Genomic DNA, 25616 nt, shown 5'->3' on the forward strand with positions numbered 1-25616 from the left:
GGGGGGACGCACATGGCCGAGGATCGCACGGGGCAATTGGTGGTGATGTTCGTGTCCGAGCGGACCGGCGACGATCCCGAGGGCTACGCCGCGGCCGCAGAGGCGATGGATCGCCTCGCTGCGCAGCAACCTGGCTATTGCGGGGTCGACAGCGTCTCCGCCGGCGGGTTCGGCATCACGCTGAGCTACTGGGCCGACGACGCCAGCGCGGTCGCGTGGCGCCAGCATCCCGAGCACACCGCGACGCGCGAGGCCGGGCGCGGGCGCTGGTACCGATGGTACCGCCTCCACGTCGCCGATATCACACGCAGCTATTCCTGGATGCGCGAGTGAAGGTCGGGGCCGACCGCACCTTCATCCTTCTGTTCACCGTGATGCTGGCAATCGCGGCGGGCAACACTGCGCTGCAATCAGTGCTTCCCGCGCTCGGCCGCTCGCTCGGTGCTGCCGACGGCGCGGTCGCGGCGGTGTTCTCGGTCTCGGCCTTGCTCTGGGTGATCGCCGCGCCGTTCTGGGCCAATCGCTCGGACCGGCACGGGCGGCGCGCGATGGTGCTGCTCGGCGTCGCCGGCTTCACCGTTTCGCTGCTGCTGTGCGGGATCTGCCTGGCGCTCGGTATCAACGGGGTGCTCGGGCCGGCGGCGACCTTCGTCGCGTTCATCATCGGCCGCGTCATCTACGGCACCTTCGGGTCGGCAGCGCCGCCCGCCGTGCAGGCGATCGTCGCCGGGCGGACCACGCGCGAGCAGCGCACGCGCGCGCTGACATTGCTCGCCTCGGCGTTCGGGCTTGGCACGATCCTCGGCCCCGCGGTGGCGCCCTATCTGGTGCTGGGACACCTCTGGCACGGCGGGCCGGAGATCGGACTGGCAGGCCCCGCCTTCGTCGCGGCGACGATCGGCGCGGCGATCTGGGTCGCGGTCTTCCGGATGCTGCCGCGCGACGAAGGCGTCGCGCACGGCGCCGCGGCGAGCTACCCGTCGATCGGCGGACAGGGCACCGGCGCCACCGTCACCGCCGCGACCGAGTCGTCGAGCGAGAAGGTCGGCTATTTCGATCCGCGCGTCCGCGCCTGGATCCTGAGCGGGCTGGTGGTCGGGCATGCCCAGGCGATGACCGGCCAGGCGATCGGCTTCCTGATCATCGATCGCCTCGCGCTGTCGCCGGTCGCCGCGCTGCAACCGACCGGATTGGTATTGATGATGGGCGCGGGGTCCTCGCTGCTCGCGCAATGGGGGCTGATCCCCTTGCTCGACCTCAAGCCGCGCGCGCTGATCCTCGCCGGCGCGGCGATCGGCGCGGCCGGCTGCGTCGCCACCGGCAGCGCGACTTCGCTCTACGGAATCGCCTTGGGCTATGCGCTGACCGCGCTTGGGATGGGCCTGGCGCGCCCAGGCTTCACCGCGGGGGCGTCGCTGGCAGTCGGCGCAGATGCGCAGGGCTCGGTCGCCGGCAAGGTCACCTCGATCAACGGCGCAGCGTTCGTGCTCGGGCCGTCGATCGGCGTCGGGCTCTATGAACTCTGGCGGCCGCTGCCCTATCTGACAGCGGCCGCCGCGCTCCTATACCTGCTCGCCTATGGCTGGCTCAGTCTGCGCCCTTCGGCCCTCGGCCCTGGAGCATCCCGGGCGCGATGAAGCCGAGCGGCTGAATTGACGAGGCCTGCTGCTTCAGCCGACCTGACATCGCCTCATATTCCTGCTCCATCTCGACCGTCACCGTTGCCCGCGAATCGGCCAGCGCCGTTTCGAAATGCGCCATGGTCACTTCCCTCGTCGCAAGCGACTCGCGCAATGCAACGAGGCCGGCGCGGCGAACGACGTCCTCGAGATCGGCGCCGGTATAACGCGGTGTCCGCTCGGCCAGATCGCCGAGATCGACGTCGCCGGCGAGCGGCATCTTCTCGGTCTGGATGCGCAGGATCCGCTCGCGGCCGGCTTTGTCGGGGACGCCGACATAGATCAGCTCGTCGAAGCGGCCCGGGCGGAGCAAGGCCGGGTCGATGAGATTGGGCCGATTGGTCGCGCCGATCACCACCACCGACTGGAGCTCCTCGAGCCCGTCCATCTCGGACAGGATCGTGTTGACCACGCGCTCGGTCGCCTGGGGTTCGCCCAGTCCGCCACCGCGTGCCGGCACCAGCGAATCGAGTTCGTCGATGAAGATCACGCACGGCGCGACCTGGCGGGCGCGGGCGAACAGCCGCGCGATCTGCTGCTCGCTCTCGCCATACCATTTGCTCAGCAAATCGCTCGACTTGGTGGCGATGAAGTTCGCCTCGGCCTCGCGCGCGACTGCCTTGGCGAGCAGGGTCTTGCCGGTGCCGGGCGGGCCGTAGAGCAGGAAGCCTTTCGCCGGGCGGATGCCAAGCCGGCGGAACGCGTCGGGGTCCTTGAGCGGGAGCTCGACGCCTTCCTTGAGGCGCATCTGCGCGTCGTCCAACCCGCCGACATCGTCCCAGCGGACTTGCGGCGCCTGGACCATCACTTCGCGCATCGCCGAAGGCTGGACGCGCTTGATCGCCTCGACGAAATCGTCGCGGGTGACCGAGAGGGTGTCGAGCACTTCGGCTGGGATGCTGCCATCCTCGAGGTTGAGCCGCGGCATGATCCGGCGCACCGATTCGATCGCCGCTTCCCGCGTCAGCGCGGCGAGATCGGCGCCGACAAAGCCGTAGGTCGTCCGCGCAAGCTCGGGCAGGTCGACGTCGTCGGCGAGCGGCATGCCGCGCGTGTGGATGCCGAGCACTTCGCGGCGGCCGCGCTCGTCGGGAACGCCGACGACGATCTCGCGATCGAAGCGGCCGGGCCGCCGCAGCGCCTCGTCGATCGCCTCGGGGCGATTGGTCGCGGCGATGACGACGATATTGGCGCGCGCCTCGAGCCCATCCATCAGGGTGAGCAATTGCGCGACGAGGCGCTTCTCGGCCTCGCCCGACACTTGCCCGCGCTTGGGCGCGATCGAATCGATCTCGTCGATGAACACGATCGACGGCGCGGACTTGGCGGCTTCCTCGAACACCTGGCGCAGCCGGCCCTCGGACTCGCCATAGGCCGAGCCCATGATCTCGGGGCCGTTGATCAAGTGGAAATTGGCGTCGCTCTCGTTCGCCACCGCACGCGCGAGCCGCGTCTTGCCGGTGCCGGGCGGCCCATGGAGCAGCACCCCCTTGGGCGGATCGACGCCGAGGCGCTGGAACAGTTCGGGATAGCGCAGCGGCAATTCGACCATCTCGCGGAGCTGGTCGATCGTCCCGGCCATGCCGCCGATATCGTCATAGGTCACGTCGGCGCGCCGGCTTTCCGACGCTTCCTCATATTCGGGGCGCAGCTCGACCTCGGTATTCTCGTCGATATGGACGATGCCCTTGGGCGTCGCCGAGACGACGGCGAGGCGGATCTCCTGGAGCGCGTACGCCGGAGCGTTGACCCAGCGCTGGACATTGGGATCGACGACGCGGTGATGTCCCGCGGTGGCGACGATGTCGCCCTGCGCGAGCGGGCGGCCGTAAAAGGTGCGCTGAAGCGCCTGGGCCGAGCCCTGGAGGCGCAGATTGGCTTGTGCGGGCGCGAACACGACGCGCGTCGCCGGCTTCGATGCCGCCTTGCGGACCTCGACGAAATCGCCCGAGCCGACGCCGGCATTGGCGCGCTGCAGGCCGTCGATGCGAAGCAATTCGAGGCCCTCGTCCTCGGTATAGGGCAATACCGCACGCGCGGGCGTGGCGCGCTTGCCGACGATTTCGATCACATCGCCTTCGGTGATGCCCAAGGCTGCCATCAGCGTGCGCGGGACATGCGCGAGGCCGCGCCCGCTGTCTTCGGGCCGAGCATTGGCAACCTGGAGCTTGCGCCCCCTACTTTCGTCGTCCGCCATGTGTTTCCTTCCGATGTGAAGGCGGAACATAGGAAGGCGGATCGGGTGCCACGAGGGGGGCAAAAAAAATGGCGGGCCGAGGCCCGCCTTGGAAAGTTTTAGGAGAGGATGCCTGAAAGGCACGCTCTATGTGCAGCGCAGCGCACTTTTGTGCAAGTGCGAAATATTCCTTAGGTGGTTGCACATATTGCAACCAAATTGCGATATTATAATCAGACCAGCCATGGGATCGCGCCGCCGCGCGGCACGTCAGTGCTCGACAAAGTGCGTGACGCACTGCACAAGATCAGGAATGCGAAGGTTACCTCCCCTCACAGCGATCGAGGCATTCGTACAGGTGGCCCGGCTTGGCTCGATCAAGGCCGCCGCCGAAGAGCTCGCTTTGTCGTCGCCGGCGCTCAGCCGCCGCGTCCAGGCGCTCGAGCGCTTCATCGGCAAGCCGCTGTTCGAGCGCCGGCACCAGGCACTCAAGCTCAACGATGACGGGGATCGCCTGCTCGGCATGATCGCGCCCGCGCTCGACGCGATGACCGACGCGGTCGAGACGATGACCAGCGGCGGCGAACTGCTCCGGCTGCGCCTCGGCGTGCTGCCGCTCTATGCGACGCAGCAATTGCTGCCGCGCCTGCCCGAGCTCAAGCGTCGCCATCCCGAGCTCCACCTCGACGTCGATACCGCCGGCTATGGCGTGACGCGGCTCGGCGACGGACTCGATGCGGCGATCGTGATCGCGCGCGACATCGATCCGGGCTTCTATTCGAAGCGGCTCGACCGCAACCGCGTCCATGTGATCGGCGCGCGCGCGCTGGTCGAAGGCCCCGATCCGATCACGCGCCCCGAGCAGCTCGCCAAGCTCACGGCGCTGGTCCACCGCGACATGCCCGAGACTTTTACCGCGTGGCGCGCAGCGGCGGGCTTTCCCGACCTAGAACCGCGCGCGATCGACCATTTCGATTCGGGCAATCTGATGCTCGAAGCCGCCGCGCAGGGGCTCGGCGTCGCGTTCATGCTCGAATCGCATTTCGAGGCGGCACGCGACCAGCGGCTCGTCCAGCTGTTCGACCTGACGGTCGAGAGCCATTACAGCTACTGGTTCGTCTGCCGGCCGCGTGCGCTGAGCCAACGTCCGGTGCGCATCTTCCATGACTGGCTGATCGAGGCCCTGGGCGCCCAGGGCATCTGAAGCGATCCTCCCCGGCACGGGGAGGGGGACCAGCCGCAGGCTGGTGGAGGGGCCTCTCCACCAGCGAATCCATTTGGGGCGCTCCCCCTCCACCACCGCCTTCGGCGGCGGTCCCCTCCCCGTTCCGGGGAGGATTTATTCGACGGTCGCCTTGACGATCTTGCCCGGCTCGCGGGGCGGCTCGCCCTTGGGGAGCGCGTCGACATGCTCCATGCCTTCGGTGACTTCGCCCCACACCGTGTACTGGCGGTCGAGGAAGGTCGCGTCGTCGAGGCAGATGAAGAATTGCGAGTTGGCAGTGTTCGGATCGTTGGTCCGCGCCATCGAGCAGACCCCGCGGACGTGCGGCTCGCTGCTGAATTCCTGCTTGAGGTTGGGCTCCTTCGAGCCGCCCATGCCGGTGCCGGTGGGATCGCCGCCCTGCGCCATGAAGCCGTCGATCACGCGGTGGAAGATCACCCCGTCGTAAAAGCCTTCACTGGCGAGCTTGGTGATCCGCTCGACATGCTGCGGCGCCAGATCGGGGCGCAGTTTGATGCGGACATCGCCGGTATCGAGGGTCAGGACGAGCGTGCTGGGTTCGGACATGGTTCACTCCATGAAACTGGTCGCCCGCGGCCTTGGCAGGCTCGCGAGTGACTTGCAACACGCGCGCTGCATTGGCACTAGCGGCGCGGACCGGGCGTAACAGGGAGGTCGGACGATGAGCGAGACCGAACTTCATCCCGAAGCGCGGGCGCCCGAGAGCGAGCTCGACGAAGACGACCGGCTCAAGCCCGAATTCGTCAGCGCGGTGCTCGAGGCGGTCGAGGCGGGCGATTCCGAGACCGCGCGGATGCGCGTCGCGCCGCTCCACCCCGCCGACATCGCCGATCTCGTCGAACTGACGCCGTCCGAGCTGCGCCCGGCACTGGCCGCCGCGATCGCCGACCTGATCGACGGCGACGTGCTCGCCGAGATGAACGACTGGGTGCGCGAGGCGCTGGTCGATGCGCTCGAGCCGCACCAGGTCGCCGACATAGCGGCCGAACTCGATACCGACGACGCGGTCGCGATCATCGAGGACATGGATGTCGAGGACCAGCGCGAGGTGCTCCGCGCGCTCGACCCCGACGACCGCGCCGCGATCGAGGAAGCACTTTCTTATCCCGAGGAGACCGCCGGCCGCCTGATGCAGCGCGAGCTGATCGCGGTGCCGGAGCATTGGACCGTCGGCGACGTGCTCGATTACCTCCGTGGCCACGAGGAACTGGCGACCGATTTCTGGGAGATCTTCGTCGTCGATCCGGCGCATCATCCAGTCGGCACCTGCGCGCTCTCCTGGATCCTGCGCACCCCGCGTTCGGTCTCGATGGCCGATGTGATGAAGCGCGAGCAGACGCTGATCCCGGTCGACATGGACCAGGAAGAAGTCGCGCTACGCTTCCAGAAATACGCACTGATCTCGGCCGCGGTGGTCGATGCCAGCGGCCGGCTGGTGGGGATGATCACCGTCGACGACGTCGTCCACATCATCTCCGAGGAAGCCGGCGAGGACATCCTGCACCTCTCGGGTGCGGGCGAGGGCGACATCAATGAGCCGGTGCTCGACAGCTACAAGGTGCGGGTGCGCTGGCTGCTGACGAATCTGGTCACCGCGCTGGTGCCCGCAACGATCGTGTTCTTCTTCGACGCGACGATCGCGCAAAAGGCCGTGCTTGCCGCATTGATGCCGATCGTCGCCGGGGTCGGCGGCAACGCCGGCACCCAGACGCTGGCAGTGACCGTGCGCGCGCTCGCCACCAACCAGCTCACCCAATCCAACACGATCCGCGCGATCCGCCGCGAGATCTCGATCGCCCTGCTCAACGGCATGACCGTCGCCGCGGTGATCGGGCTGGGCATCGGCGCGGGGTTCCAGGACGCCGCCCTGGGCTGCGTGATCGCCGCGGCGATGCTCGCCAACATCCTGATCGCCGGGTTCGCCGGAGTGCTGGTGCCGGTGACGCTCGAACGCTTCGAGCAGGATCCGGCGGTGGCGTCTTCGGTATTCGTGACGATGGTCACCGATTCGATGGGTTTCCTCGCGTTCCTGGGATTGGCGACGGCGAGCGGTCTGGTCGGTTGATCGCGGCCTAGCACGACCCCAAATAGCCGGCGTGCCGCTACATCTGACCAAAGTCGCTTATGGCTGCGACAGTATCGAGTTTCTCCAGGAACGCCTCGCGCTCAAGGCCGCGCATCTGCCGGCCTTCCTCACCACGCGCTATCTGCCCAAGCGGCACGAGGAGATCGCCGGCGGATCGCTGTTCTGGATCATCAAGCATCAGCTGATCGGGCGCTCGCCGATCACCGGCTTCGGCGAGGCCGAGGGCGGGCGCGTGGCGATCTATCTCGAGCCGAGGCTGGTGCTGGTCCAGGCACGGCCGAAACGCGCGCATCAGGGCTGGCGCTATCTCGAAGGCAAGGATGCCCCGGTCGATCTGGGCGAAGCCGGATCGGGCGTGGCGGAAATGCCGGCGGGACTGGTCGGCGAGCTCGCAGCGATGGGGCTGATCTAACCTCATCCGTTCGTGCTGAGCTTGTCGAAGCACCGTTCTCGTCGTCAGAAGAGAGAGAACGGCCCTTCGACAAGCTCAGGGCGAACGGAGGTTGCGCTGGTTCAGTTCGCCAATTGCGGGAATGCGTTGCGGAACGCTGCGACCTTGGGCTTGTCCCACCGGACGATGTAGGGGTGCGTCGGGTTCCGCCAGAAAAAGTCCTGGTGATAGGCCTCGGCCGGATAGAAGGTGCCGGTCTCGATTCGCGTGACGATCGGCTTCTTCCAAGCGGCCGCCCGGGCGAGCTGCGCGATATACGCCGCCGCCACCTTTCGCTGCGCCTCGTCCTGCGGGAAGATCGCCGAGCGATAGCTGGGCCCGACATCGGGTCCTTGGCGATTGCGCTGGGTCGGATCGTGCGCGACCGAGAAATAGACACGCAGCAAGGTGCCGTAGCTCACCTTGCGCGGGTCGTAGACGATGCGCACCGCCTCGGCATGACCGGTACGCTCGGTCGATACCTGGTTGTAGCTCGCCGATCCCTTGGTGCCGCCGGCAAAGCCGTTGGTCACCGAATGGACGCCCTTCACCGACTGGAAGACCGCCTCCATTCCCCAGAAGCAGCCGCCCGCGAGCACGGCGACCTGCTCGGTCTTGCCGCCGGGCACGTCTTGCGCCGGCGCGGGGATCGGCACCGCGCGCTCGGCAACGGGGGCGGCGATCGCCGGGAACAGCAGCGCCGCTCCGGCCAATCCAGCGGGGAGGACCCATTTCAGCATGGGCACAAGATCGTGCGTCGAACGGTTCAGCGCAAGGCCGCGCACGCGGTCTGGATGCGCGTGCACGCTTCGGTCAGCAGTGCCTCCGACGTGGCGTAGCTGATCCGCATCGCCGGCGAGAGCCCGAACGCCGCGCCATGCACCGCCGCGACCTTGGCCTCGTCGAGCAGATAGGAGATCATCTCCTCGTCGGTGGTGATCGTCTGCCCCTTGGGCGTGGTCTTGCCGATCAGCCCGGCGAACTCGGGATAGACGTAGAACGCGCCTTCGGGGCGCGGGCAGGTCATGCCGTTGATCTGGTTGAGCATCGACACAACGAGGTCGCGCCGCCTCTGGAACGCGGCGACGCGCTCCTTGAGGAAGCTCTGGTCGCCGTTCAGGGCTGCCACGGACGCGGCCTGCGAGATGCTGCACGGGTTCGAAGTCGATTGCGACTGGAGCTTGCCGATCGCCTTTATCAGCCAGGCCGGGCCGCCGGCATAGCCGATCCGCCACCCGGTCATCGCATAGGCCTTGGACACGCCATTGGCGGTCAGCGTGCGGTCGATGAGCTGCGGGACCACCTGCGCGATCGTCGCGAATTCGAAGCCGTCGTAGAGGATGTGCTCGTACATGTCGTCGGCGTAGATCAGCACGTGCGGATGGCGGAGCAGCACTTCGCCCAGCGCTTTGAGCTCCGCCGCGCTGTAGGCCGCACCTGTCGGGTTCGACGGAGAGTTGACCACGACCCACTTGGTCTTGGCGGTGATCGCGGCGTCGAGCTGCTCGGGGGTGATCTTGTAATTCTGGTCGGCGCCCGCGGCGATGAACACCGGGGTGCCGCCGGCGAATTCGACCACGTCGGGATAGCTCACCCAATAAGGCGCGGGCACGATGACTTCGTCGCCCGCGTCGATCGTCGCGCAAAAGGCATTGAACAAAGTGTGCTTGCCGCCCGAATTCACGCTGATCTGGTTCTCGGCATAGGTCAGGCAGTTGTCGCGCGCGAACTTGGCGACGATCGCCTGCTTGAGCTCGGGGATGCCGTCGACATTGGTATATTTGGTCTTGCCCGCGCGGATCGCCTCGATCGCCGCGTCCTTGACGAAGTCGGGCGTGTCGAAATCGGGCTCTCCGGCGCCGAGACCGATCACGTCGATGCCCTGCCGCTTCAGCTCGAACACGCGGCTCGTCATCGCGAGCGTCGCCGAGGGCTGGATGCGCTGGAGCGCGGCGGAAGTCTGCATGATCGGCGGCCTTTCCGGGAGGGAATGGCCGCGCCTATACGTCCGCGTTCGCGCGTTCCGCAACTGTAACGGCGGATACCAGTCCGCGCAGCGCATTGCCGAGCTGGAAGCCCCCCGCGAGATCCTCCGGGCGCAAATCGTACTCGACCGCGCGTCCGCTCGCTATCAGCTCGGCGCGCAGCACGCCCGGCAGCAGTCCGCGCGCGAGCGGCGGGGTGAGCAGCACGCCGTTTCGCTCGACGAAGATGTTCGTGAAGCTGCCTTCGGTGAGAAAGCCCTCAGCATCGGTGAACACCACTTCCCAGCTGCCCGCCGCAATGCGCGCGCGATCGTAAAAGCCGCGGCGGCTGGTCTTGTGGCGCAGCCGGAAGTCGTCGGGCGCGACTTCGAGCGGGCGGACCGCGACCGCGACCGGCGCCTCCGGCGTCTCGGGCAGCGGACTGATCCCGATCGCGATCGCCCCCGAAGGCCCGAGCAGCAGCCGCACCTTCGACGCGGCGCGCAGCCGGAAGGTCGCCGCCTGCAGCTCGTTGCGCACCGAATGGCGATCAAAGGCGAAGCCGAATGCGGCGGCGCTCTCCTTCATCCGCGTGAGGTGGCGTTCGAGCAAAGGCATGCCGTCGAGCGGATCGAAGCGCATCGTCTCGATCAGGTCGAACGGGCGCTCGCCCGCAGTCACAAAGGTGCCCTTGGCCAGGCATTCCAGCCATTCCTGCTCGGGGTTCGAATCGGCAACCACGCCCGACCCTAGACCCAAAGTCGCGGTCGAGTCGCCCCCGGCGAGCGTCAACGTCCGGATCGCGACGTTGAACATCGCGTCGCCATTTGCGTCGAGCCGGCCGATCGCGCCGGTATAGACGCCGCGCGGCGCCTGTTCGGTCTTGGCGATGATCTGCATCGCGCGCAATTTGGGTGCGCCGGTGATCGAGCCGCAGGGATAGAGCGCGGCGAGCGCATCGACCGCATCGTGCTCGGCTTCGAGCGTGGCGGTGATCTCCGAGACCATCTGGTGGACGGTCGGATACTGCTCGACATGGAACAGCTGCGGCACCGCGACGCTGCCCGGCCGCGCGACGCGGCTGAGATCATTGCGCAGCAGATCGACGATCATCAGATTCTCGGCGCGCTGCTTGGGGTCGGCGGCAAGCTCGGCGGCATTGGTGACGTCCTGGGCGGGGTCGGAGTCGCGCACCGCGGTCCCCTTCATCGGCCGCGCGGTCAGCATCGCGCCGTCGAGCGCGAAGAACAGCTCCGGCGAGAAGGACAGCAGCCATTCCTCTCCCGTTGCGATCAGCGCGCCATAGCCCGCCGCCGCGCGGTCTCGGATCAGGGCGTAGAGCGCCGCGGGCGACCCCTTTACGGCCACGTCGGCGCGGAAGGTGAGATTGGCCTGGTAGATGTCGCCGGCGGCGATCAGCTCGGCGACGCGCGCGAAGCGTTCCGCATAGGCGTCGGGGTGAATTCGCGGTCGCGGCGCCCCGGCCCATGCGCCGGCGGGGTCGGGGAGGAGCGCGACCGGATCGGCGTGCCGATAGCCCTCGAACAGCCCGAACCACAGCAACGGCGCCTGCCCGTCGAGATGCGCCAGCTTCGGCTCGATCCCGGATGCCGCCTCGTAGCGGAGGAAACCCGCGGCATCGAGTCCGCGGCCGCGCGCGGCGCGCAACGCCTCGAGCGCGGGCTGCACTTCCTCGGCGCGGTCGGCGCGGACGATCGCGACCGGATCGGCATAGAGCCGCGCCGCCGCGCCGCCGGGGCGGGCATCGTCGAGCAGCACGAAAGGGGAAGCGGGCAGCGCCATCGCGCCGCGCATGCCGCCGCCGCGCCGCCACGGCAAGCCCGTTGCCCGTGTCACCCCCGCCGCCTATCAGCCAATTATGTCCAATCCCCCGATGCGCGTGGCGATCGTGCCGGTCACGCCGCTCCAGCAGAATTGCAGCCTGATTTGGTGCACGCAGACGATGCGCGGCGCCTTTGTCGATCCCGGCGGCGACCTCGACCGGCTGCGCGCGGCGGCAACGCAGCATCAGATCACGATCGAGAAGATCCTGGTGACGCACGGCCATATCGACCATTGCGGCCTGGCGGGCGAGTTCGCAGCCGAGCTCGGCGTGCCGATCGAGGGCCCGCACGAAGCCGATCGTTTCTGGATCGACCGGCTCGAAGAGGATGGGCGCAAATACGGCATTCGCGGCGTGCCGTTCGAGCCCGACCGCTGGCTGATCGAGGGCGACCGGGTAATCGTCGGCGAACTCCTGCTCGATACCTATCACTGCCCCGGACACACGCCGGGGCACGTGATCTTCCATCACCCGGCCTCGAAGCTGGCCCTGGTCGGCGACGTGCTGTTCCAGGGATCGATCGGCCGCACCGACTTCCCCAGGGGCAATCATCAGGACCTGATCGAGGCGATCGTCACCAAGCTATGGCCGCTCGGCGGCGACACGGTGTTCGTCCCCGGCCACGGCCAGCCGAGCAACTTCGCGCACGAGCGGCGGACCAATCCGTTCGTCGGGGATGCAGTGCTGGGCTGAGTCGTTCCTCCCCGGAACGGGGAGATTTAACGTAGCGGATTCAGACCGGCATAGCCGAGATAGACCGCATATGCCGCCAGCCCGAGCATCGTCAGCATCGTGACGGCGATGCCGATCTGACGCCCCGGCCGCCAGCCGTCCATCCCGAAGGCGTGGAGCACGCGGCCGATGACGAACGCGAAAGCAACAGCCCACAGCCAGGCCTGGGTGCCGCGCGCCAATTCGATCAGCGCGATCAGGATGAGCACCAGCGGCGCATATTCGACGAAGTTGAGCTGCGCGCGCATCCGCGCGATCAGCCTGGGATTGCCGCCGTCGCCGACCAGGATCTTCTCGGAAATGCGCACCCGCGCGACGCGCAGCCCCAGCCAGAAGTTGAGCAGCGCGAAAGCGCCGGCAGTAACGAGCGCGACGGGCAGGAAAAACATCGGTACACCTTCAATGGAGTTGCCGACACGTGCCACGCCCTTGCAAGTCGGGCAAGAATCGGTATACGCGCGGCCTCGCTTCGTGACCTGCCCCGTTGGTCCGGCGGGCAGCCGGCCCCAACCGTCGCTTGCCCGGACACCGACACGGGCGTATCGCGACCTGATTCACGTGTTTTTCGAAGTAAAGGTGCCTCAATGGCCGTTCCCAAGAGAAAGACCTCGCCCTCGCGGCGCGGCATGCGCCGGGCGCACGATGCGCTCACGGTCGATGCGTTCCAGGAATGCTCGAACTGCGGCGAACTGAAGCGCCCGCACAATCTGTGCACGGCGTGCGGCCATTATAACGGCCGCGAAATCACCTCCGTCGAGGGCTGAGCCACGCACGCGTCGCAAGGCCTGCCGGTATGACCACCCCAATGCGAATCGCCGTCGACGCGATGGGCGGCGATGAGGGGATCGCGGTCATGCTCGCGGGCGTTGCGCGTGCGCGCCGCCGTTTCGAGGGCATGGAATTCATCCTCGTCGGCGACGAGGCGCAGATCCGTGCCGGTCTCGAGACGCACCCCAATCTGACGGCTGCGTCGGAGATCGTCCACGCGGCCGGCATCGTCGCATCCGATGAAAAGCCGAGCGCGGCGATTCGTCGCGCCAAGAGCACGTCGATGGGAATCGCCATCGACATGGTCAAGAAGGGCTGCGCCGGCGCCGCTGTCTCCTCGGGCAATACCGGCGCGCTGATGGCGATGGCGAAGCTGTCGCTGCGCACGATGCCGGGGATCGACCGTCCCGCGCTCGCCGCCTTGATGCCGACGCTGGGCGAGAACGACACGGTGATGCTCGATCTCGGCGCCAATACCGAAGTCGATTCGCGCAACCTCGTCCAGTTTGCCGTGATGGGCGCCGCCTATGCGCGAATCGCGCTCGACCTCGAACGCCCACGCGTCGCTTTGCTCAACATCGGCACCGAGGAGATGAAGGGCACCGACGAGATTCGCGACGCCGCCGCCGAATTGCGCGCCGCGCGCCATTTGCGCCTCGACTTCCAGGGCTTCATCGAGGGCAACAAGCTGTCGCGCGGCGAAGTCGACGTGATCGTCTGCGACGGCTTTGCCGGCAATATCGCGCTCAAGACGATCGAAGGCACCGCGCGCTTCGTCGCCGACCTGCTCAAGCGAGCTTTCTCCAGCTCGACGCGCTCGAAGATCGGCTTTCTGATCTCCAAGCCCGCAACCGAATTGCTGCGCACGCATCTCGACCCCAACAATCACAATGGCGCGATCTTCCTCGGGCTCAACGGCATCGTCGTGAAGAGCCATGGCAGCGCGAACGAGTTGGGCGTAGACACTGCCATCGGATTCGCAGCCAAGATGCTGCGCGACGACCTCAATCGGCGAATCGCCGAGGATCTCGGGAAATTCGAGGCAAAGGCTGCGTGACACTTCGTTCGGTTATTATCGGCACCGGCGCGTTCCTGCCGGAACGGCGCGTTTCGAATGCGGAGCTGGCCGAGCGCGTCGACACGTCGGACGAGTGGATCGTCGAGCGCACCGGGATCCGCTTCCGCCACATCGCCGGTGAAGGCGAGACGACCAGCACGCTGGCGACCGGCGCCGCGCGCGCCGCGCTCGAAGCCGCAGGAATCGAAGCGACCAGCATCGACCTGATCGTGCTGTCCACTGCCACTCCCGACCAGACCTTCCCGGCGAGCGCGACTCGCGTGCAGACCGCACTGGGCATCGACGACTGCGTCGCCTTCGACGTTGCGGCAGTGTGCTCGGGCTTCCTCTACGCGGTGCAGGTCGCCGACTCGATGATCCGTGCCGGTGCGCACAAGCGCGCGCTCGTGATCGGCGCCGAGACCTTCAGCCGCATCCTCGACTGGGAAGACCGCGCGACCTGCGTGCTGTTCGGCGACGGTGCCGGCGCGATCGTGCTCGAGGCACAGGAGAGCGACGAAGCCGCCGGCCGCGGCATCCTCGCGACTCGCCTCCATGCCGACGGGCGCCACAACGACCTGCTCTATGTCGATGGCGGCCCCTCGACGACCGGCACGGTTGGCAAGCTTCGCATGAAGGGCCGCGAAGTCTTCCGCCACGCAGTGGTCAACCTCGCCGCGGTGATGACCGAATCGCTCGAAGCCGCGGGTCTCGAGTCAACGCAGGTCGATTGGGTGGTCCCGCACCAGGCAAATGCCCGGATTCTCGACGCCACCGCGCGCAAGCTCGGCCTCGCGCCCGAGAAGGTGGTGGTCACTGTCGACCAGCACGCCAACACTTCCGCGGCATCGGTGCCGCTGGCACTCGACACCGCGGTCCGCGACGGACGAATCAAGCAAGGCGACCTCATCGTCCTCGAAGCGATGGGCGGCGGATTTACATGGGGTGCCGCGGTCGTACGTTTCTGATATGTGTCAGACTGAGAGTGAGTCGTTACCGTAACGGAATGTTGTGGTTTGCGACATGAACACAATCTGATACGGTCCGGTCTGAACATGGATCAATTTGGGGGACTTGCGGAGATGGCGGCTGCGGGCACGCTGACCAGGGCAGATTTGGCCGAATCGCTGCATCGCGAAGTCGGCCTGTCGCGCGCCGACGCCGCCCGCTTGGTCGAGCAGATCCTGTCGCACATGTGCGAAGCGCTCTCCAAGGGCGAGAACGTCAAGATCTCGGGCTTCGGCAGCTTCATCCTGCGCGACAAGGGCGAACGCGTCGGCCGCAATCCCAAGACCGGCGTCGAGGTGCCGATCGCGCCCCGCCGGGTGCTTACCTTCAGAGCCAGCCAGATGATGCGCGACCGCATCGTGGCAGGCAACTGAGAGGCGCCATGCCCAGCGCGGAGAAGGCGGCAGGCGCCCTCCGCACGATCGGCGAACTCGCGCAGGAAATCGGCCGGCCCCAACATATATTAAGGTACTGGGAGACGCGCTTCCCCCAGCTGCGTCCGCTGACGCGCGCCGGCAACCGCCGCTATTACCGCCCCGACGATGTCGCCTTGGTCCGCCGGATCCACCATCTGCTCTCCGAAGAGGGCTACACGATCCGCGGCGTACAGAAGCTGCTCGCCGAGGAAAAGGCGAACAAAGCCTCTCCCAAGAGCAGCGCCGAAGAATTCCGCGCGATCCGCGACGCGCTGGTCAGGGCGCTCGAGGAGGATGAGGGGCGGTAGGTCCCGAATTTCAGGGCGCGTCGGGACCCAGTGACGGATCGAGATCGCGAGGACGGACGAAGCGCGTGAGCGTGGCGCGGCCCGTGGCGACTTCGTCCCAGCCGCCATCGAAGGTCATCTCGGCGAAGGTCGCCGTCGGAAATTTGATCTCGACTTCGTCGCGCAGCGCGCCGCCATCCTCCGGCACGAGCAGCAGAACCAATTCCTCCAGCCCCGGATTGTGCCCGACCAGCAGCACGCGTCCGGCCCCGGCGGGGAGGCCGTGCACGACGTCGAGCAAGGTGGCCGCAGAGGCGAGGTAGATGCGCTGGTCCCAGGCGGGTGCGAGATCGCCGCCATAGCCCTGGCCGACATGATCGAGCGTTTCGACGACGCGTACCGCCGGCGAGGCGACCACATGATCGAAATCGAGCCCGAGCGACTTGATGTGCCGCCCGACCATCGCCGCGGCGCGCTGGCCCTTGGGATTGAGCGGGCGATCGAAATCGCGCGCGACGGGATCGTCCCAGCCCGACTTGGCGTGGCGCAGCAGCGTGAGCGTCTTCATCACTTCCCCGTCAGGCGTTCGCGGGCGCCTCATGCCGCAATCGGCTCGCGAGGGAAAGCCGCACGCGGTGGACCGCCTCGTCGAGCGGCACCCGGGCCACCGGGGTGCCCGGCGGAAACGCGTCGAGCAGCCGCGACGGGCTGGCGGCAGAGAGCAGGACGAAGCAGCCGCGATCGTCGGCGCGGCGAATCAGCCGGCCGAACGCCTGCGCCAGCCGGGCGCGGACGATGCGGTCGTCATAGGCGGTGCCGCCCCCGGCCAGCCGCCGCGCGGCGTGGAGCACGCTCGGCTTGGGCCAGGGAATGCCTTCCATCACCACCAGCCGAAGCGAATGGCCGGGCACGTCCACTCCGTCACGCAGCGCATCGGTCCCGAGCAACGACGTGCGCGGATCGTCGCGGAAGATGTCGACCAAGGTGCCGGTGTCGATCGGATCGACATGCTGGGCGAGCAACGGCAGCCCCTCGCGCGCCAGGCGGTCGGCGACACGAGCGTGCACCGCGCGCAGCCGCCGGATCGCCGTGAACAGCCCCAGCGTGCCGCCCTCCGCCGCGACGATAAGCCGCGCATAGGCATTGGCGAGCGCGGGCAGGTCGCCGCGCTTGATGTCGGTGACGATGAGCACTTCGGCTTGCCCCGGATAGTCGAATGGGCTGACCGCTTCGAAGCGCTGCGCCGGACGCAGCAGATGCGACGCGCCCGAGCGGGCCTCGGCGACATCCCAATCACCCCCGGCACGCAAGGTCGCCGAGGTGATCACCGCACCATGCGCCGGCTCGAGCACCGTCTTGGCGAAGGGCCTGGACGGATCGAGCCAATGGCGGTGCAGCCCGACATCATATTCGCGCCCCTCGACGCGGTCGACCGCGAGCCAATCGACATAGGCCGGGTCGGCGGGCCCACCGATTCGCGCGATCAATGCGAGCCAGGCGCCGACGGTCTCGGTGCGCCAGCCGAGCGAGGCGATCGCGCCTTCGATTCGCGCGCGCGCCGGGCCATCCATCCAGTCGGGGGCGTCGGCGAGCACGGCTTCGAGCCGGCGGCCGAGCGTGACAAGGGGGCGGACCAGGGCGTCTAGCGCCGCGCCCGCCGGCCCCGCTGCCTCGACCAGCGCGCCGTCGGGCTCGGCAAGCTCGGTCTCGAGGCCATAGCCGGCATCGCCCGAGCCGTTGACGTCGCGGGCATAGACCAGCCCGCGCACCGCGCCGAGCAGCGCCTCGACCGGGCCGAACGGCTCGCCTTCGTTCAGCCGCTGGAGCCAGCCATCGCTCGGCAGCGCGCGCGCGGCGTCGACTGCCTCCGCGATCGCGCGGCCGCCTTCCTCGTCATAGCTGGCGACGTCGGACAATCGTGCGGCGAGCCCACGGCGCCGACCGCGCGATCCTGATTCGGGGCCGGTGATCCAGCGGCGGATCTCGATCGCTTCCTGCCCGGTGAGCGCGGCGGAGAACATGGCGTCGGCGGCATCGAACAGGTGATGGCCCTCGTCGAACACGTAACGCGTCGGACGCGTCGCCGATTCACGGCCACGCGCGGCATTGACCATCACCAGCGCGTGATTGGCGATGACGATATCGGCCTCGGCGCTAGCCCGCGCCGCGCGCTCGATGAAGCATTTCCGGTAATGCGGGCAGCCGGCATAGATGCATTCGCCGCGTCGATCGGTCAGCGCAGTCGAGCCGTTGCGGCGGAACAGCGTGGGCAGCCAGCCGGGCAAATCGCCGCCGATCATGTCGCCATCGGTGCTGTAGGCGGCCCAGCGTGCGACCAGCTGCGCGAGGATCGCGGCACGCCCGGCGAACCCGCCCTGCAGCGCATCCTCGAGATTGAGGAGGCACAGGTAATTCTCGCGGCCCTTGCGCGTGACGATTCGCGCCTTGCGCGTCGCGGCATCGGGGAACAGCCGCTCGCCCTCGTGCGCGAGCTGGCGCTGGAGCGCCTTGGTGAAGGTCGACACCCATACCGGCCCCTCGGCACGCTCGGCCCAGAGCGAGGCGGGCGCGAGATAACCGAGCGTCTTGCCGATTCCCGTCCCCGCTTCGGCGAGTACCAGATTGGGCGAATCGCGCACCGCGCGCGGGGCGAAGGCGCCTGCGGCAGCAGCGGCATAGTCGCGCTGGCCCTGGCGCCGCTCGGCTCCGCTGCCGGTGAGACGGGCGAGCCGCTCGGCGACATCGGCGTCGGGCAGGGTGATCGTCCGCGGCGCGGGACGGGGCGGGCGCTCCTCCCATTCGGGCAGCTTGGCGAACAGCCAGCGCTCGGCCTGGCCGGGCTTCGCGATTCGCGGGCTCAGCGCCGGCGCCCAGGGCCAGCGCAGCCGGAAGAGCGATTGCACCGCATTCCACGCGCCTTCGCGCTCGGGCCATTCGCCCTCGGGGATCGCGAGCAGCGCCTCGGCGGCGCGGCGCAGGAAGCCGGCAACCTCGGCATCGCTTTCGGGCATTGGCAACCCGGCGGCACGGGCAAGGCCCTTGGGCGTCGGCACCATGAAGCGCGCCGGCCGCAGGAAGGCGAACAATTCTAGCAGATCGAGCCCATTGAGCTCGGGATGGCCGAGCCGTTGCCCGACCAGCGGCGCGTTGAGCAGGATCAGCGGGGTATCGGCGGCAAAGCGGATCGCCTCGCCCCGGCTGACCGCGCGCGTCTCTTCCGCGGTCGCGATCCAGATGCCGCCATGGCTGGCATGGAGCGCGGGATAAGGCAGCGGCTGCATACGCCCTATGTACGCTTTTCGTTCCGGTTGGATAGGGGCGTTTATGCCGCCGGCGATGCCCTGAGCGCGTTCCACAGCGCCTGGACGTCGCGATTGAGCGTGCCCAGCTGCGCGCCGCTCATACCGGTGCGCTCGAACAGGGCCTCGACCAGGCAACCGCATTCCTCGCGCATCGCAGCGCCGCGCTCAGTAAGCTGCACCTGCACCTGGCGCTCATCCTCGGGATTGCGCTTGCGCACGACGAAGCCCGCCGCCTCGAGCCGCTTGACCAACGGCGTCACCGTGCTCGATTCTAGCGACAGCCGCTCGGCGATCGCACCGACGGTGCGGCTATCGACCTCCCACAGGGCATGCAGCACCAGATATTGCGGATAGGTGATGCCGAGCTTGTCGAGCATCGGCTTGTAGGCGCGGCTGATCGCCATGCTCGTCGCATAGAGCGAGAAACACAATTGGTCGTCGAGCGGCAGGGCGGCGGGCACGATCGTCTCCTAGGATGCGGCCGATATCATCAAAATGGATATCGCGATAAACTTTGTGCTGGACAAGGGCCTGCGTAAGGCCTAGCTAATCCATATCGCGATAATGATTATCGCAGAATATAAGGAGATCATCGATGTCCGTGGACGTGAAGTACACCACCCGCGCTACCTCCACCGGCGGCCGCGACGGCGAGACCCGCGCCGAGGACGGCCGCTTCACCGCCAAGCTGTCGACGCCCAAGGAACTGGGCGGCGCCGGCGGCGAGGGCACCAATCCCGAGCAATTGTTCGCGGCCGGCTATTCGGCGTGCTTCATCGGCGCGCTCAAGGTCGCCGGCCAGCAGCTCAAGCTCAAGGTTCCCGCCGAGACGCAGGTGACCGCGACCGTCGGGATCGGACCGCGCGCCGCCGGCGGGTTCGGCATCACCGCCGATCTCGAAGTCAGCCTGCCCGGCGTCGATCGCGTCGATGCGGAGAAGCTGGTCGAGGCCGCGCACCAGATCTGCCCCTATTCGAACGCCACCCGCAACAATGTCGATGTCGGGCTTACCGTCGCCTGAGCCGTGATTCGCGAGGGTGGAACCCGTGGCCGCGCTTCGCTAGACGCGGGCGATCATGACCGACACGACCGACCTCCGCGCCGCCGCACTCGAATCCAAGGCCTGGCCCTATGAAGAGGCCCGGAAGCTGCTCAAGCGCTATCCGGACGGCGCGCCGGCCAAGGGGCACGTCCTGTTCGAGACCGGCTACGGTCCCTCGGGGCTGCCGCATATCGGCACCTTCAACGAGGTGCTGCGCACGACGATGGTCCGCCGCGCGTTCGAGGCGCTGAGCGATATTCCGACGCGGCTGATCGCGTTCAGCGACGACATGGACGGGCTCCGGAAAGTGCCCGACAATGTCCCCAACAAGGAAATGCTGGCGCAGCATCTCGGCAAGCCGCTGACGCGCATTCCCGATCCGTTCGGCACGCATGACAGCTTCGCCGCGCACAACAACGCGCTGCTCCGCGAATTCCTCGACCGCTTCGGCTTCGATTACGAGTTCGTCTCGTCGACCGATTATTATGAGGGCGGCAAGTTCGACGACGCGCTGAAGGGCGTGCTGCGCCATTATCAGGGCATCATGGACGTGATGCTGCCAACGCTTCGCAAGGAGCGCCAGGCAACCTATTCGCCGGTGCTGCCGGTGAGCCCGAAGAGCGGCATCGTCCTCCAGGTCCCGATCGAAGTGCTCGACGCCGAGACCGGCATGATCGCGTTCGAGGACGAGGGCGAGCGCATCGAGCAGTCGATCCTCGGCGGCCAGGCCAAGCTCCAGTGGAAGGTCGATTGGGCGATGCGCTGGGTGGCGCTCGGCGTCGACTATGAGATGGCGGGCAAGGACCTGATCGATTCGGTGATCCAGTCCTCCAAGATCGCGCGGGTGCTCGGCGGCAAGCCGCCCGAGGGCTTCAACTACGAGATGTTCCTCGACGAGAAGGGCGAGAAGATCTCCAAGTCGAAGGGGAACGGGCTCAGCCTCGAGCAATGGCTGACCTATGGTCCCGACGAGAGCCTGGCTTTCTACATTTATCGCGAGCCCAAAAAGGCCAAGGCGCTGCACCTCGGGCTGATCCCGCGCGCCGTCGACGATTACTGGCAGTTCCGCGCCAATTATGCCGAGCAGCCGATCGCGCAGCAGCTGGGCAACCCAGTGCACCATATCCATAACGGCCCGCCGCCCGCCGAGACGCTGCCGGTGACCTTCGGGCTGCTGCTCAACCTGGTCGGGGTGATGGGCGAGGCGCGCAAGGAACAGGTCTGGGACTATCTCGCCAATTACGTCCCCGACGCGACGCCGGAGAACTATCCGGCGCTCGACCGGCTGATCGACTATGCGCTGGCCTATGCCCGCGATTTCGTGGCGCCAACGCTCAACAAGCGCGCGCCCGTGGGTGTCGAGGTCGCGGCATTGCAACGGCTCGATGCCGAGCTGGCCGCGCTGGGAGAAGGTGCTTCGGCCGAGGACATCCAGAACGCAGTGTACGAGATCGGCAAGACCGGCGGATTCGACAATCTGCGCGACTGGTTCAAGGCGCTATACGAAACGTTGCTCGGCTCGGAACAGGGGCCGCGGATGGGGAGCTTCATCGCGCTGTACGGGATCGAGAACTCTCGGAAACTGATCGCCGAGGCGCTCGCAAAGGCATGATCCGCCGCGCCGGTTCCGCAACGCGCGCCTTCCTGCACAGCGAGGCGGCGGGCGGGATCGTGCTGATCGCGGCGGCGGCGCTGGCGATGCTCGCGGCCAACCTGCCCGGCTGGCGCGAGACCTATTTCCATGCGCTGCACCTGGAGACCGGTCCCGTGATCAGCCCGCGCTACGGGCCGATGACGGTGCATCTGTGGATCAACGACGCCGCGATGGCGCTGTTTTTCCTGCTCGTCGGACTGGAGATCAAGCGCGAGTTCGTCGAGGGGCGGCTGACCAGCTGGAAGCGGCGGCGGCTGCCGGTGCTCGCGGCGGCGGCGGGAATGGCAGTGCCCGCGGCGATCTACCTGTTCGTCACGCGCGGGCAGAGCGGGCTGACCAGCGGCTGGGCCGTCCCCGCCGCGACCGACATTGCCTTTGCGATCGGCGTGCTCGCATTGCTCGGCAAGCGCGCGCCGACCGCGCTCAAGCTGTTCCTCACCACCGTGGCGATCGTCGACGATCTCGGCGCGGTGGTGATTATCGCCTTGTTCTACACCGCCGGGCTCGACCTGGCGGCGCTGGCCGGCGCAGGCGTGGTGATGCTCGCGATGTTCGCGCTCAACCGTGCCGGGGTGAAGCGGCTGGCGGCCTATCTGCCGCTGGCGGGCCTGCTCTGGTACCTGGTCTTCCTGTCGGGGGTCCACGCTACCGTCGCCGGGGTCGCCGCGGCGATGATGATCCCGATCACGCCGGCGGCCGGCGAGGCGCGGTCGCCGCTCCACCGGCTCGAGCATGCGCTGCATCCCTGGTCGGCGTTCCTGATCGTGCCCTTGTTCGGCTTCGCCAATGCCGGAGTCGCACTGGCGGGCATGTCGCCGGCGGTCCTGCTCGCACCGCTGCCGCTCGGCATCGCGCTGGGGCTCTTCCTCGGCAAGCAGCTCGGCATCTTCGGCAGCATCTGGATCGCTCACCGCACCGGGTTCGCGGCGCGGCCGGGCTGGTCGAGCTGGCCGCAAATCTATGGCGTGTCGCTGCTCGCCGGGATCGGTTTCACGATGAGCCTGTTCATCGGCGGGCTCGCCTTCGCAGACGAGGCGCGCGTCGACCAGGTCAAGATTGGCGTGCTCGCGGGATCGTTGCTGTCGGCGCTGGCGGGCTATCTGGTGCTGCGCTACGCCCCGCCGCGGCGGATGCTCGCGATCAGGCTGCTGGCGAAGCGCTGAGCGCCGGGCGCTTCTCGGCGAGCACCGCCAGGCACCAGACCACAAGCCCGCCCAGTGCGAGCGCCGCGCCGACATAACCGGTCGCGGTCCAGCCGAACCCCGCGGCGATCGCCACGCCGCCGAGCCACGGGCCGAGCGCGTTGGCGGTGTTGAACGCCGAATGGTTGAGCGCCGCCGCGAGCATCTGCGCGTTGCCGGCGACGTCCATCAGCCGCGTCTGCAGGATCGCGCCGAGCGCGCCGGCGAAGCCGATCGCGAAGATGTCGGCGCAGATCGTCCAGAAATTGCCCGCGGCGAGCGGATAGAGCGCGAGCGCCACGGCGCTGCCGGCGAGCAGCACCGCCGCGGTCGGCATCAGCGCGCGGTCGGCGAATTTCGGGACGATGATGTTGCCCATCGTCATTCCCGCGCCGAACACCGCGAGCGCCACCGGGATCATGCTCGCCGGCACGCGGGTGACTTCGAGCAGAGTCGACGCGACATAGGTGTAGACGCAGAACAGCCCGCCAAAGCCGATCGCGCCGATGCCGAGCGTCAGCCAGACCTGGCCGTTGGCGAGCGCGCCGAGCTCGCGCAGCGGGCTGGCGTCCTTTGCGGGCCGGTCGACAGGGGCGAGCAGATAGACGAGCAGCATGGTCAGCAGCGCCAGCACCGCGACCACGCCGAATCCCCAGCGCCAGCCGATCGCCTGTCCCATCCAGTTCGCCAGCGGGACGCCGATCACCGTCGCGACGGTGAGGCCGAGCATCACCCGGCCCACCGCCTGCGAGCGCTTGTCGTCGGGCACCAGCGACGCGGCGACCAGCGCGGCGATCCCGAAATAGGCGCCGTGCGGCAGCCCGCTGAGGAAGCGGAAGACGAGCATCCAGCCATAGCTCGGTGCCAGCGCGCTCAATGCGTTGAACAGGCCGAAGCTCGCCATCAGCACGATCAGCAGCGTCCGCCGCGCCACCTTCGCGCCGAGCACCGCAAGCAGCGGCGCCCCCACGACCACGCCAAGCGCATAGACGCTGATCACGTGCCCCGCGGTCGGCTCGTCGACGCCGAGCCCTTGCGCGAAATAGGGCAACAGGCTCATCGTCGCGAATTCGGTGGTGCCGATCGCAAACCCGCCCATCGCCAGCGCGAGGTGGACGAGTGCGGGGTGGCGCACCTTGGCGGACGGCTCGGCATGGTCGGACATGCCGCGGAGGTGGCGATGCTGCACTGCAGCGTCAACACAAGGTCGGCACGCCGCTGCTAAAGCAGAGCTTTTTTCCGCAGTTCGCACCCGCACCGGCCGTGCAGCGTTTACAATGGGATATGGCCAGCGGATGGGAAAAAGGGAGCCGCGGGTATCGGCGATTGACCCTGGCGATGCTGTTCGCCGGATTCTCGACCTTCTCGCTGCTCTATTCGGTCCAGCCGCTGCTCCCGCTGTTCGCCCGCGAGTTTGCGCTGAGCGCCGAACAGGCGAGCCTCGCCATCTCGCTCGCCACCGGGCCGCTTGCCGTCGCGATTGTCTTCGCCGGGCTGCTCTCGGACCGAGTCGGGCGGCGCCCACTGATGGTCGCGGCGATGTTCGCCGCGGGGCTGCTCACCATCTGCACGGGGCTCGCGCCGGGCTGGCACGCGCTGCTTGCGCTCCGCTTCCTCACGGGGATCGCGCTCGCCGGCATGCCGGCGGTGGCGATGGCCTATGTCAGCGAGGAGATCGCGCCGCGCTCGGTCGGGCCGGCCATGGGGCTCTACATCGCCGGCAGCGGGATCGGCGGCATGGCCGGGCGGCTCGGCGTGAGCCTGCTCACCAGCCTGATCGACTGGCGCTGGGGGCTGATCGGCGTCGGGCTGGTCGGGCTCGCCATGGCGGAGGCGTTTCGCCGCCTTGCGCCGCGCTCGCGCCGCTTCGTGGCGCAACCGGTACATCCCGGCGCGGTGCTCGGCGCGGCGCGGGTGCTGCTCAAGGACGGCGCGATGCCGTGGCTCTATGCCGAGGCGTTCCTGCTGATGGGCGTGTTCGTCACCATCTACAATTATGTCGGGTTCCGGCTGATGGCGCCGCCCTTCGCGCTGGGCCATGCCGCGATCGGCGCGATCTTCCTGCTCTATCTGCTCGGCTCGGCGAGCTCGACCTGGTTCGGCGGACTTGCCGACCGGCGACCGCGACGGCTGGTGTTCTGGATCCCGACCAGCATGCTGCTGATCGGCGTCGCCCTCACTGCCTCGATGGCGCTGGCGCTGGTGGTGGCGGGGATCGGCGTGGTCACGATCGGGTTCTTCGGCGCGCACTCGATCGCGTCGAGCTGGGTCGGCCGGCGCGCGCGGGGCAGCCGGGGCCAGGCGGCGGCCTTCTACCTGTTCTTCTACTATCTAGGGTCGAGCGTGCTCGGCTCGGCGGGCGGCGTCGCCTGGACCGGCTGGGGCTGGACCGGCGTGGCGCTCTATTGCGGGGCGCTCACCATCGCCGCGCTGGCGATCGCCGCCAAGCTGGCGACGGTGCCGCCGCTGCCGATCGCCGAGATCACCCCGCCGCGGGCAATAGGGGCGGATTGATCGCGGGGTCTCGGTTGCGCCCGAGAGGGCGTCGGGCGTGGCAGGCTTTCAACCGGCGCTCCTGCGGAAGCAGGAGCCTGGGGCCGCAGGCGGTGCGGCCGATAACCCTGGGCTCCTGCTTTCGCAGGAGCACTGGTGGACGCGAGTTCGGTCAGCACCGACGGTTGTAGATCCGACCCGCGCATCGTCGCCGCAAGAGGTGTTCGACATGGCCGTGGGGGGGGGGGGGGG

25 protein-coding genes are annotated in these 25616 nt (G+C 67.9%); 15 read left to right on the top strand and 10 right to left on the bottom strand.

What is annotated here, in order from left to right:
- Positions 1-12 precede the first annotated feature (12 nt).
- Positions 13-333: an antibiotic biosynthesis monooxygenase family protein gene (locus AC3WJI_RS05405; protein WP_492756226.1), complete on the top strand. Its 321-nt coding sequence runs from the start codon at positions 13-15 to the stop codon at positions 331-333.
- Complete coding sequence (locus AC3WJI_RS05410; RefSeq protein ID WP_492756227.1) at positions 330-1637, top strand: MFS transporter; 1308 nt, start codon at positions 330-332, stop codon at positions 1635-1637. Before AC3WJI_RS05405 ends, AC3WJI_RS05410 begins: the two co-directional genes overlap by 4 nt.
- On the opposite strand, the gene AC3WJI_RS05415 is transcribed toward AC3WJI_RS05410, so the two are convergent.
- Positions 1588-3876: a CDC48 family AAA ATPase gene (locus AC3WJI_RS05415; protein ID WP_492756228.1), complete on the bottom strand. Its 2289-nt coding sequence runs from the start codon at positions 3874-3876 to the stop codon at positions 1588-1590. The two genes, AC3WJI_RS05410 and AC3WJI_RS05415, sit on opposite strands and share 50 nt — an antisense overlap.
- Before the next feature lie 292 nt (positions 3877-4168).
- On the opposite strand from AC3WJI_RS05415, the gene AC3WJI_RS05420 reads away from it, so the two are divergent.
- The gene (locus AC3WJI_RS05420) at positions 4169-5059 is read left to right on the top strand and encodes a LysR substrate-binding domain-containing protein (protein ID WP_492756229.1); all 891 of its coding nucleotides are present in this window, start codon (positions 4169-4171) and stop codon (positions 5057-5059) included.
- Positions 5060-5194: 135 nt separating this feature from the next.
- Here AC3WJI_RS05420 and AC3WJI_RS05425 read toward each other — a convergent pair whose 3' ends face one another.
- Entirely contained in the window at positions 5195-5647 is a 453-nt protein-coding gene (locus tag AC3WJI_RS05425; protein ID WP_492756230.1) for a peptidylprolyl isomerase, read from the bottom strand.
- A gap of 115 nt (positions 5648-5762) precedes the next feature.
- On the opposite strand from AC3WJI_RS05425, the gene mgtE reads away from it, so the two are divergent.
- Together mgtE and AC3WJI_RS05435 are read left to right on the top strand one after the other, a co-directional pair.
- Entirely contained in the window at positions 5763-7166 is a 1404-nt protein-coding gene (mgtE, locus tag AC3WJI_RS05430; RefSeq protein WP_492756231.1) for a magnesium transporter, read from the top strand.
- 31 nt (positions 7167-7197) lie between these two features.
- The gene (locus AC3WJI_RS05435) at positions 7198-7599 is read left to right on the top strand and encodes a DUF1489 family protein (RefSeq protein ID WP_492756232.1); all 402 of its coding nucleotides are present in this window, start codon (positions 7198-7200) and stop codon (positions 7597-7599) included.
- A gap of 101 nt (positions 7600-7700) precedes the next feature.
- Here the strand turns inward: AC3WJI_RS05435 and msrA are convergent, their stop codons facing one another.
- Genes msrA through pabB form a run of 3 tightly spaced genes read right to left on the bottom strand, consistent with a single transcriptional unit; the run spans position 7701 to position 11396 of the window.
- Positions 7701-8357 carry a peptide-methionine (S)-S-oxide reductase MsrA gene (gene msrA, locus AC3WJI_RS05440; protein ID WP_492756233.1) on the bottom strand — a complete coding sequence of 219 codons (657 nt, stop codon included), beginning with the start codon at positions 8355-8357 and terminating at the stop codon, positions 7701-7703.
- Between the two features lie 26 nt (positions 8358-8383).
- Positions 8384-9583: a pyridoxal phosphate-dependent aminotransferase gene (locus tag AC3WJI_RS05445; RefSeq protein ID WP_492756234.1), complete on the bottom strand. Its 1200-nt coding sequence runs from the start codon at positions 9581-9583 to the stop codon at positions 8384-8386.
- Between the two features lie 34 nt (positions 9584-9617).
- Entirely contained in the window at positions 9618-11396 is a 1779-nt protein-coding gene (gene pabB / locus AC3WJI_RS05450) for an aminodeoxychorismate synthase component I (protein WP_492756301.1), read from the bottom strand.
- Between the two features lie 64 nt (positions 11397-11460).
- Between pabB and AC3WJI_RS05455 the strand changes: the two genes are divergently transcribed.
- Positions 11461-12117 (top strand): MBL fold metallo-hydrolase, encoded by a 657-nt coding sequence (locus AC3WJI_RS05455; protein WP_492756235.1) that lies wholly within the window; start codon positions 11461-11463, stop codon positions 12115-12117.
- Between the two features lie 26 nt (positions 12118-12143).
- Here the strand turns inward: AC3WJI_RS05455 and AC3WJI_RS05460 are convergent, their stop codons facing one another.
- Positions 12144-12545 carry an MAPEG family protein gene (locus tag AC3WJI_RS05460; protein ID WP_492756236.1) on the bottom strand — a complete coding sequence of 134 codons (402 nt, stop codon included), beginning with the start codon at positions 12543-12545 and terminating at the stop codon, positions 12144-12146.
- Positions 12546-12740: 195 nt separating this feature from the next.
- Here AC3WJI_RS05460 and rpmF point away from each other — a divergent pair, with 195 nt between their 5' ends.
- From rpmF to AC3WJI_RS05485, 5 genes are all read left to right on the top strand, one after another.
- Complete coding sequence (rpmF, locus tag AC3WJI_RS05465) at positions 12741-12920, top strand: 50S ribosomal protein L32 (RefSeq protein WP_492756237.1); 180 nt, start codon at positions 12741-12743, stop codon at positions 12918-12920.
- Between the two features lie 29 nt (positions 12921-12949).
- A complete protein-coding gene (gene plsX, locus AC3WJI_RS05470) occupies positions 12950-13981 on the top strand; it encodes a phosphate acyltransferase PlsX (protein WP_492756238.1) in 1032 nt (343 codons plus the stop codon).
- Positions 13978-14949, top strand: a complete 972-nt coding sequence (locus tag AC3WJI_RS05475; protein ID WP_492756239.1) for a beta-ketoacyl-ACP synthase III — start codon at positions 13978-13980, stop codon at positions 14947-14949. The genes plsX and AC3WJI_RS05475 overlap by 4 nt, the downstream gene beginning before the upstream one ends.
- A 114-nt stretch (positions 14950-15063) precedes the next feature.
- Entirely contained in the window at positions 15064-15363 is a 300-nt protein-coding gene (locus AC3WJI_RS05480; RefSeq protein ID WP_492756240.1) for an integration host factor subunit alpha, read from the top strand.
- Between the two features lie 8 nt (positions 15364-15371).
- Positions 15372-15713 carry a MerR family transcriptional regulator gene (locus AC3WJI_RS05485; RefSeq protein WP_492756241.1) on the top strand — a complete coding sequence of 114 codons (342 nt, stop codon included), beginning with the start codon at positions 15372-15374 and terminating at the stop codon, positions 15711-15713.
- Positions 15714-15723: 10 nt separating this feature from the next.
- Here the strand turns inward: AC3WJI_RS05485 and AC3WJI_RS05490 are convergent, their stop codons facing one another.
- From AC3WJI_RS05490 to AC3WJI_RS05500, 3 genes are read right to left on the bottom strand one after another with little or no spacing between them, the layout of a single operon-like run.
- Complete coding sequence (locus AC3WJI_RS05490) at positions 15724-16260, bottom strand: SixA phosphatase family protein (RefSeq protein WP_492756302.1); 537 nt, start codon at positions 16258-16260, stop codon at positions 15724-15726.
- Positions 16261-16270: 10 nt separating this feature from the next.
- The gene (locus AC3WJI_RS05495; RefSeq protein ID WP_492756242.1) at positions 16271-18973 is read right to left on the bottom strand and encodes an ATP-dependent DNA helicase; all 2703 of its coding nucleotides are present in this window, start codon (positions 18971-18973) and stop codon (positions 16271-16273) included.
- Between the two features lie 41 nt (positions 18974-19014).
- Entirely contained in the window at positions 19015-19455 is a 441-nt protein-coding gene (locus AC3WJI_RS05500; protein ID WP_492756243.1) for a MarR family winged helix-turn-helix transcriptional regulator, read from the bottom strand.
- A 134-nt stretch (positions 19456-19589) separates the two neighbouring features.
- On the opposite strand from AC3WJI_RS05500, the gene AC3WJI_RS05505 reads away from it, so the two are divergent.
- Genes AC3WJI_RS05505 through nhaA form a run of 3 tightly spaced genes read left to right on the top strand, consistent with a single transcriptional unit; the run spans position 19590 to position 22853 of the window.
- Positions 19590-20015 carry an organic hydroperoxide resistance protein gene (locus AC3WJI_RS05505; RefSeq protein WP_492756244.1) on the top strand — a complete coding sequence of 142 codons (426 nt, stop codon included), beginning with the start codon at positions 19590-19592 and terminating at the stop codon, positions 20013-20015.
- 55 nt (positions 20016-20070) lie between these two features.
- On the top strand, positions 20071-21648 hold the full coding sequence (locus AC3WJI_RS05510) for a lysine--tRNA ligase (RefSeq protein WP_492756245.1): 1578 nt from the start codon (positions 20071-20073) through the stop codon (positions 21646-21648).
- Positions 21645-22853: a Na+/H+ antiporter NhaA gene (gene nhaA, locus AC3WJI_RS05515; protein ID WP_492756246.1), complete on the top strand. Its 1209-nt coding sequence runs from the start codon at positions 21645-21647 to the stop codon at positions 22851-22853. Before AC3WJI_RS05510 ends, nhaA begins: the two co-directional genes overlap by 4 nt.
- Here the strand turns inward: nhaA and AC3WJI_RS05520 are convergent.
- The gene (locus tag AC3WJI_RS05520; protein WP_492756247.1) at positions 22831-24036 is read right to left on the bottom strand and encodes an MFS transporter; all 1206 of its coding nucleotides are present in this window, start codon (positions 24034-24036) and stop codon (positions 22831-22833) included. The two genes, nhaA and AC3WJI_RS05520, sit on opposite strands and share 23 nt — an antisense overlap.
- Before the next feature lie 119 nt (positions 24037-24155).
- On the opposite strand from AC3WJI_RS05520, the gene AC3WJI_RS05525 reads away from it, so the two are divergent.
- The gene (locus tag AC3WJI_RS05525) at positions 24156-25385 is read left to right on the top strand and encodes an MFS transporter (protein ID WP_492756248.1); all 1230 of its coding nucleotides are present in this window, start codon (positions 24156-24158) and stop codon (positions 25383-25385) included.
- Positions 25386-25616: the final 231 nt, after the last annotated feature.

This window comes from Sphingomonas sp. FW306-1B-B10E (assembly GCF_058782005.1).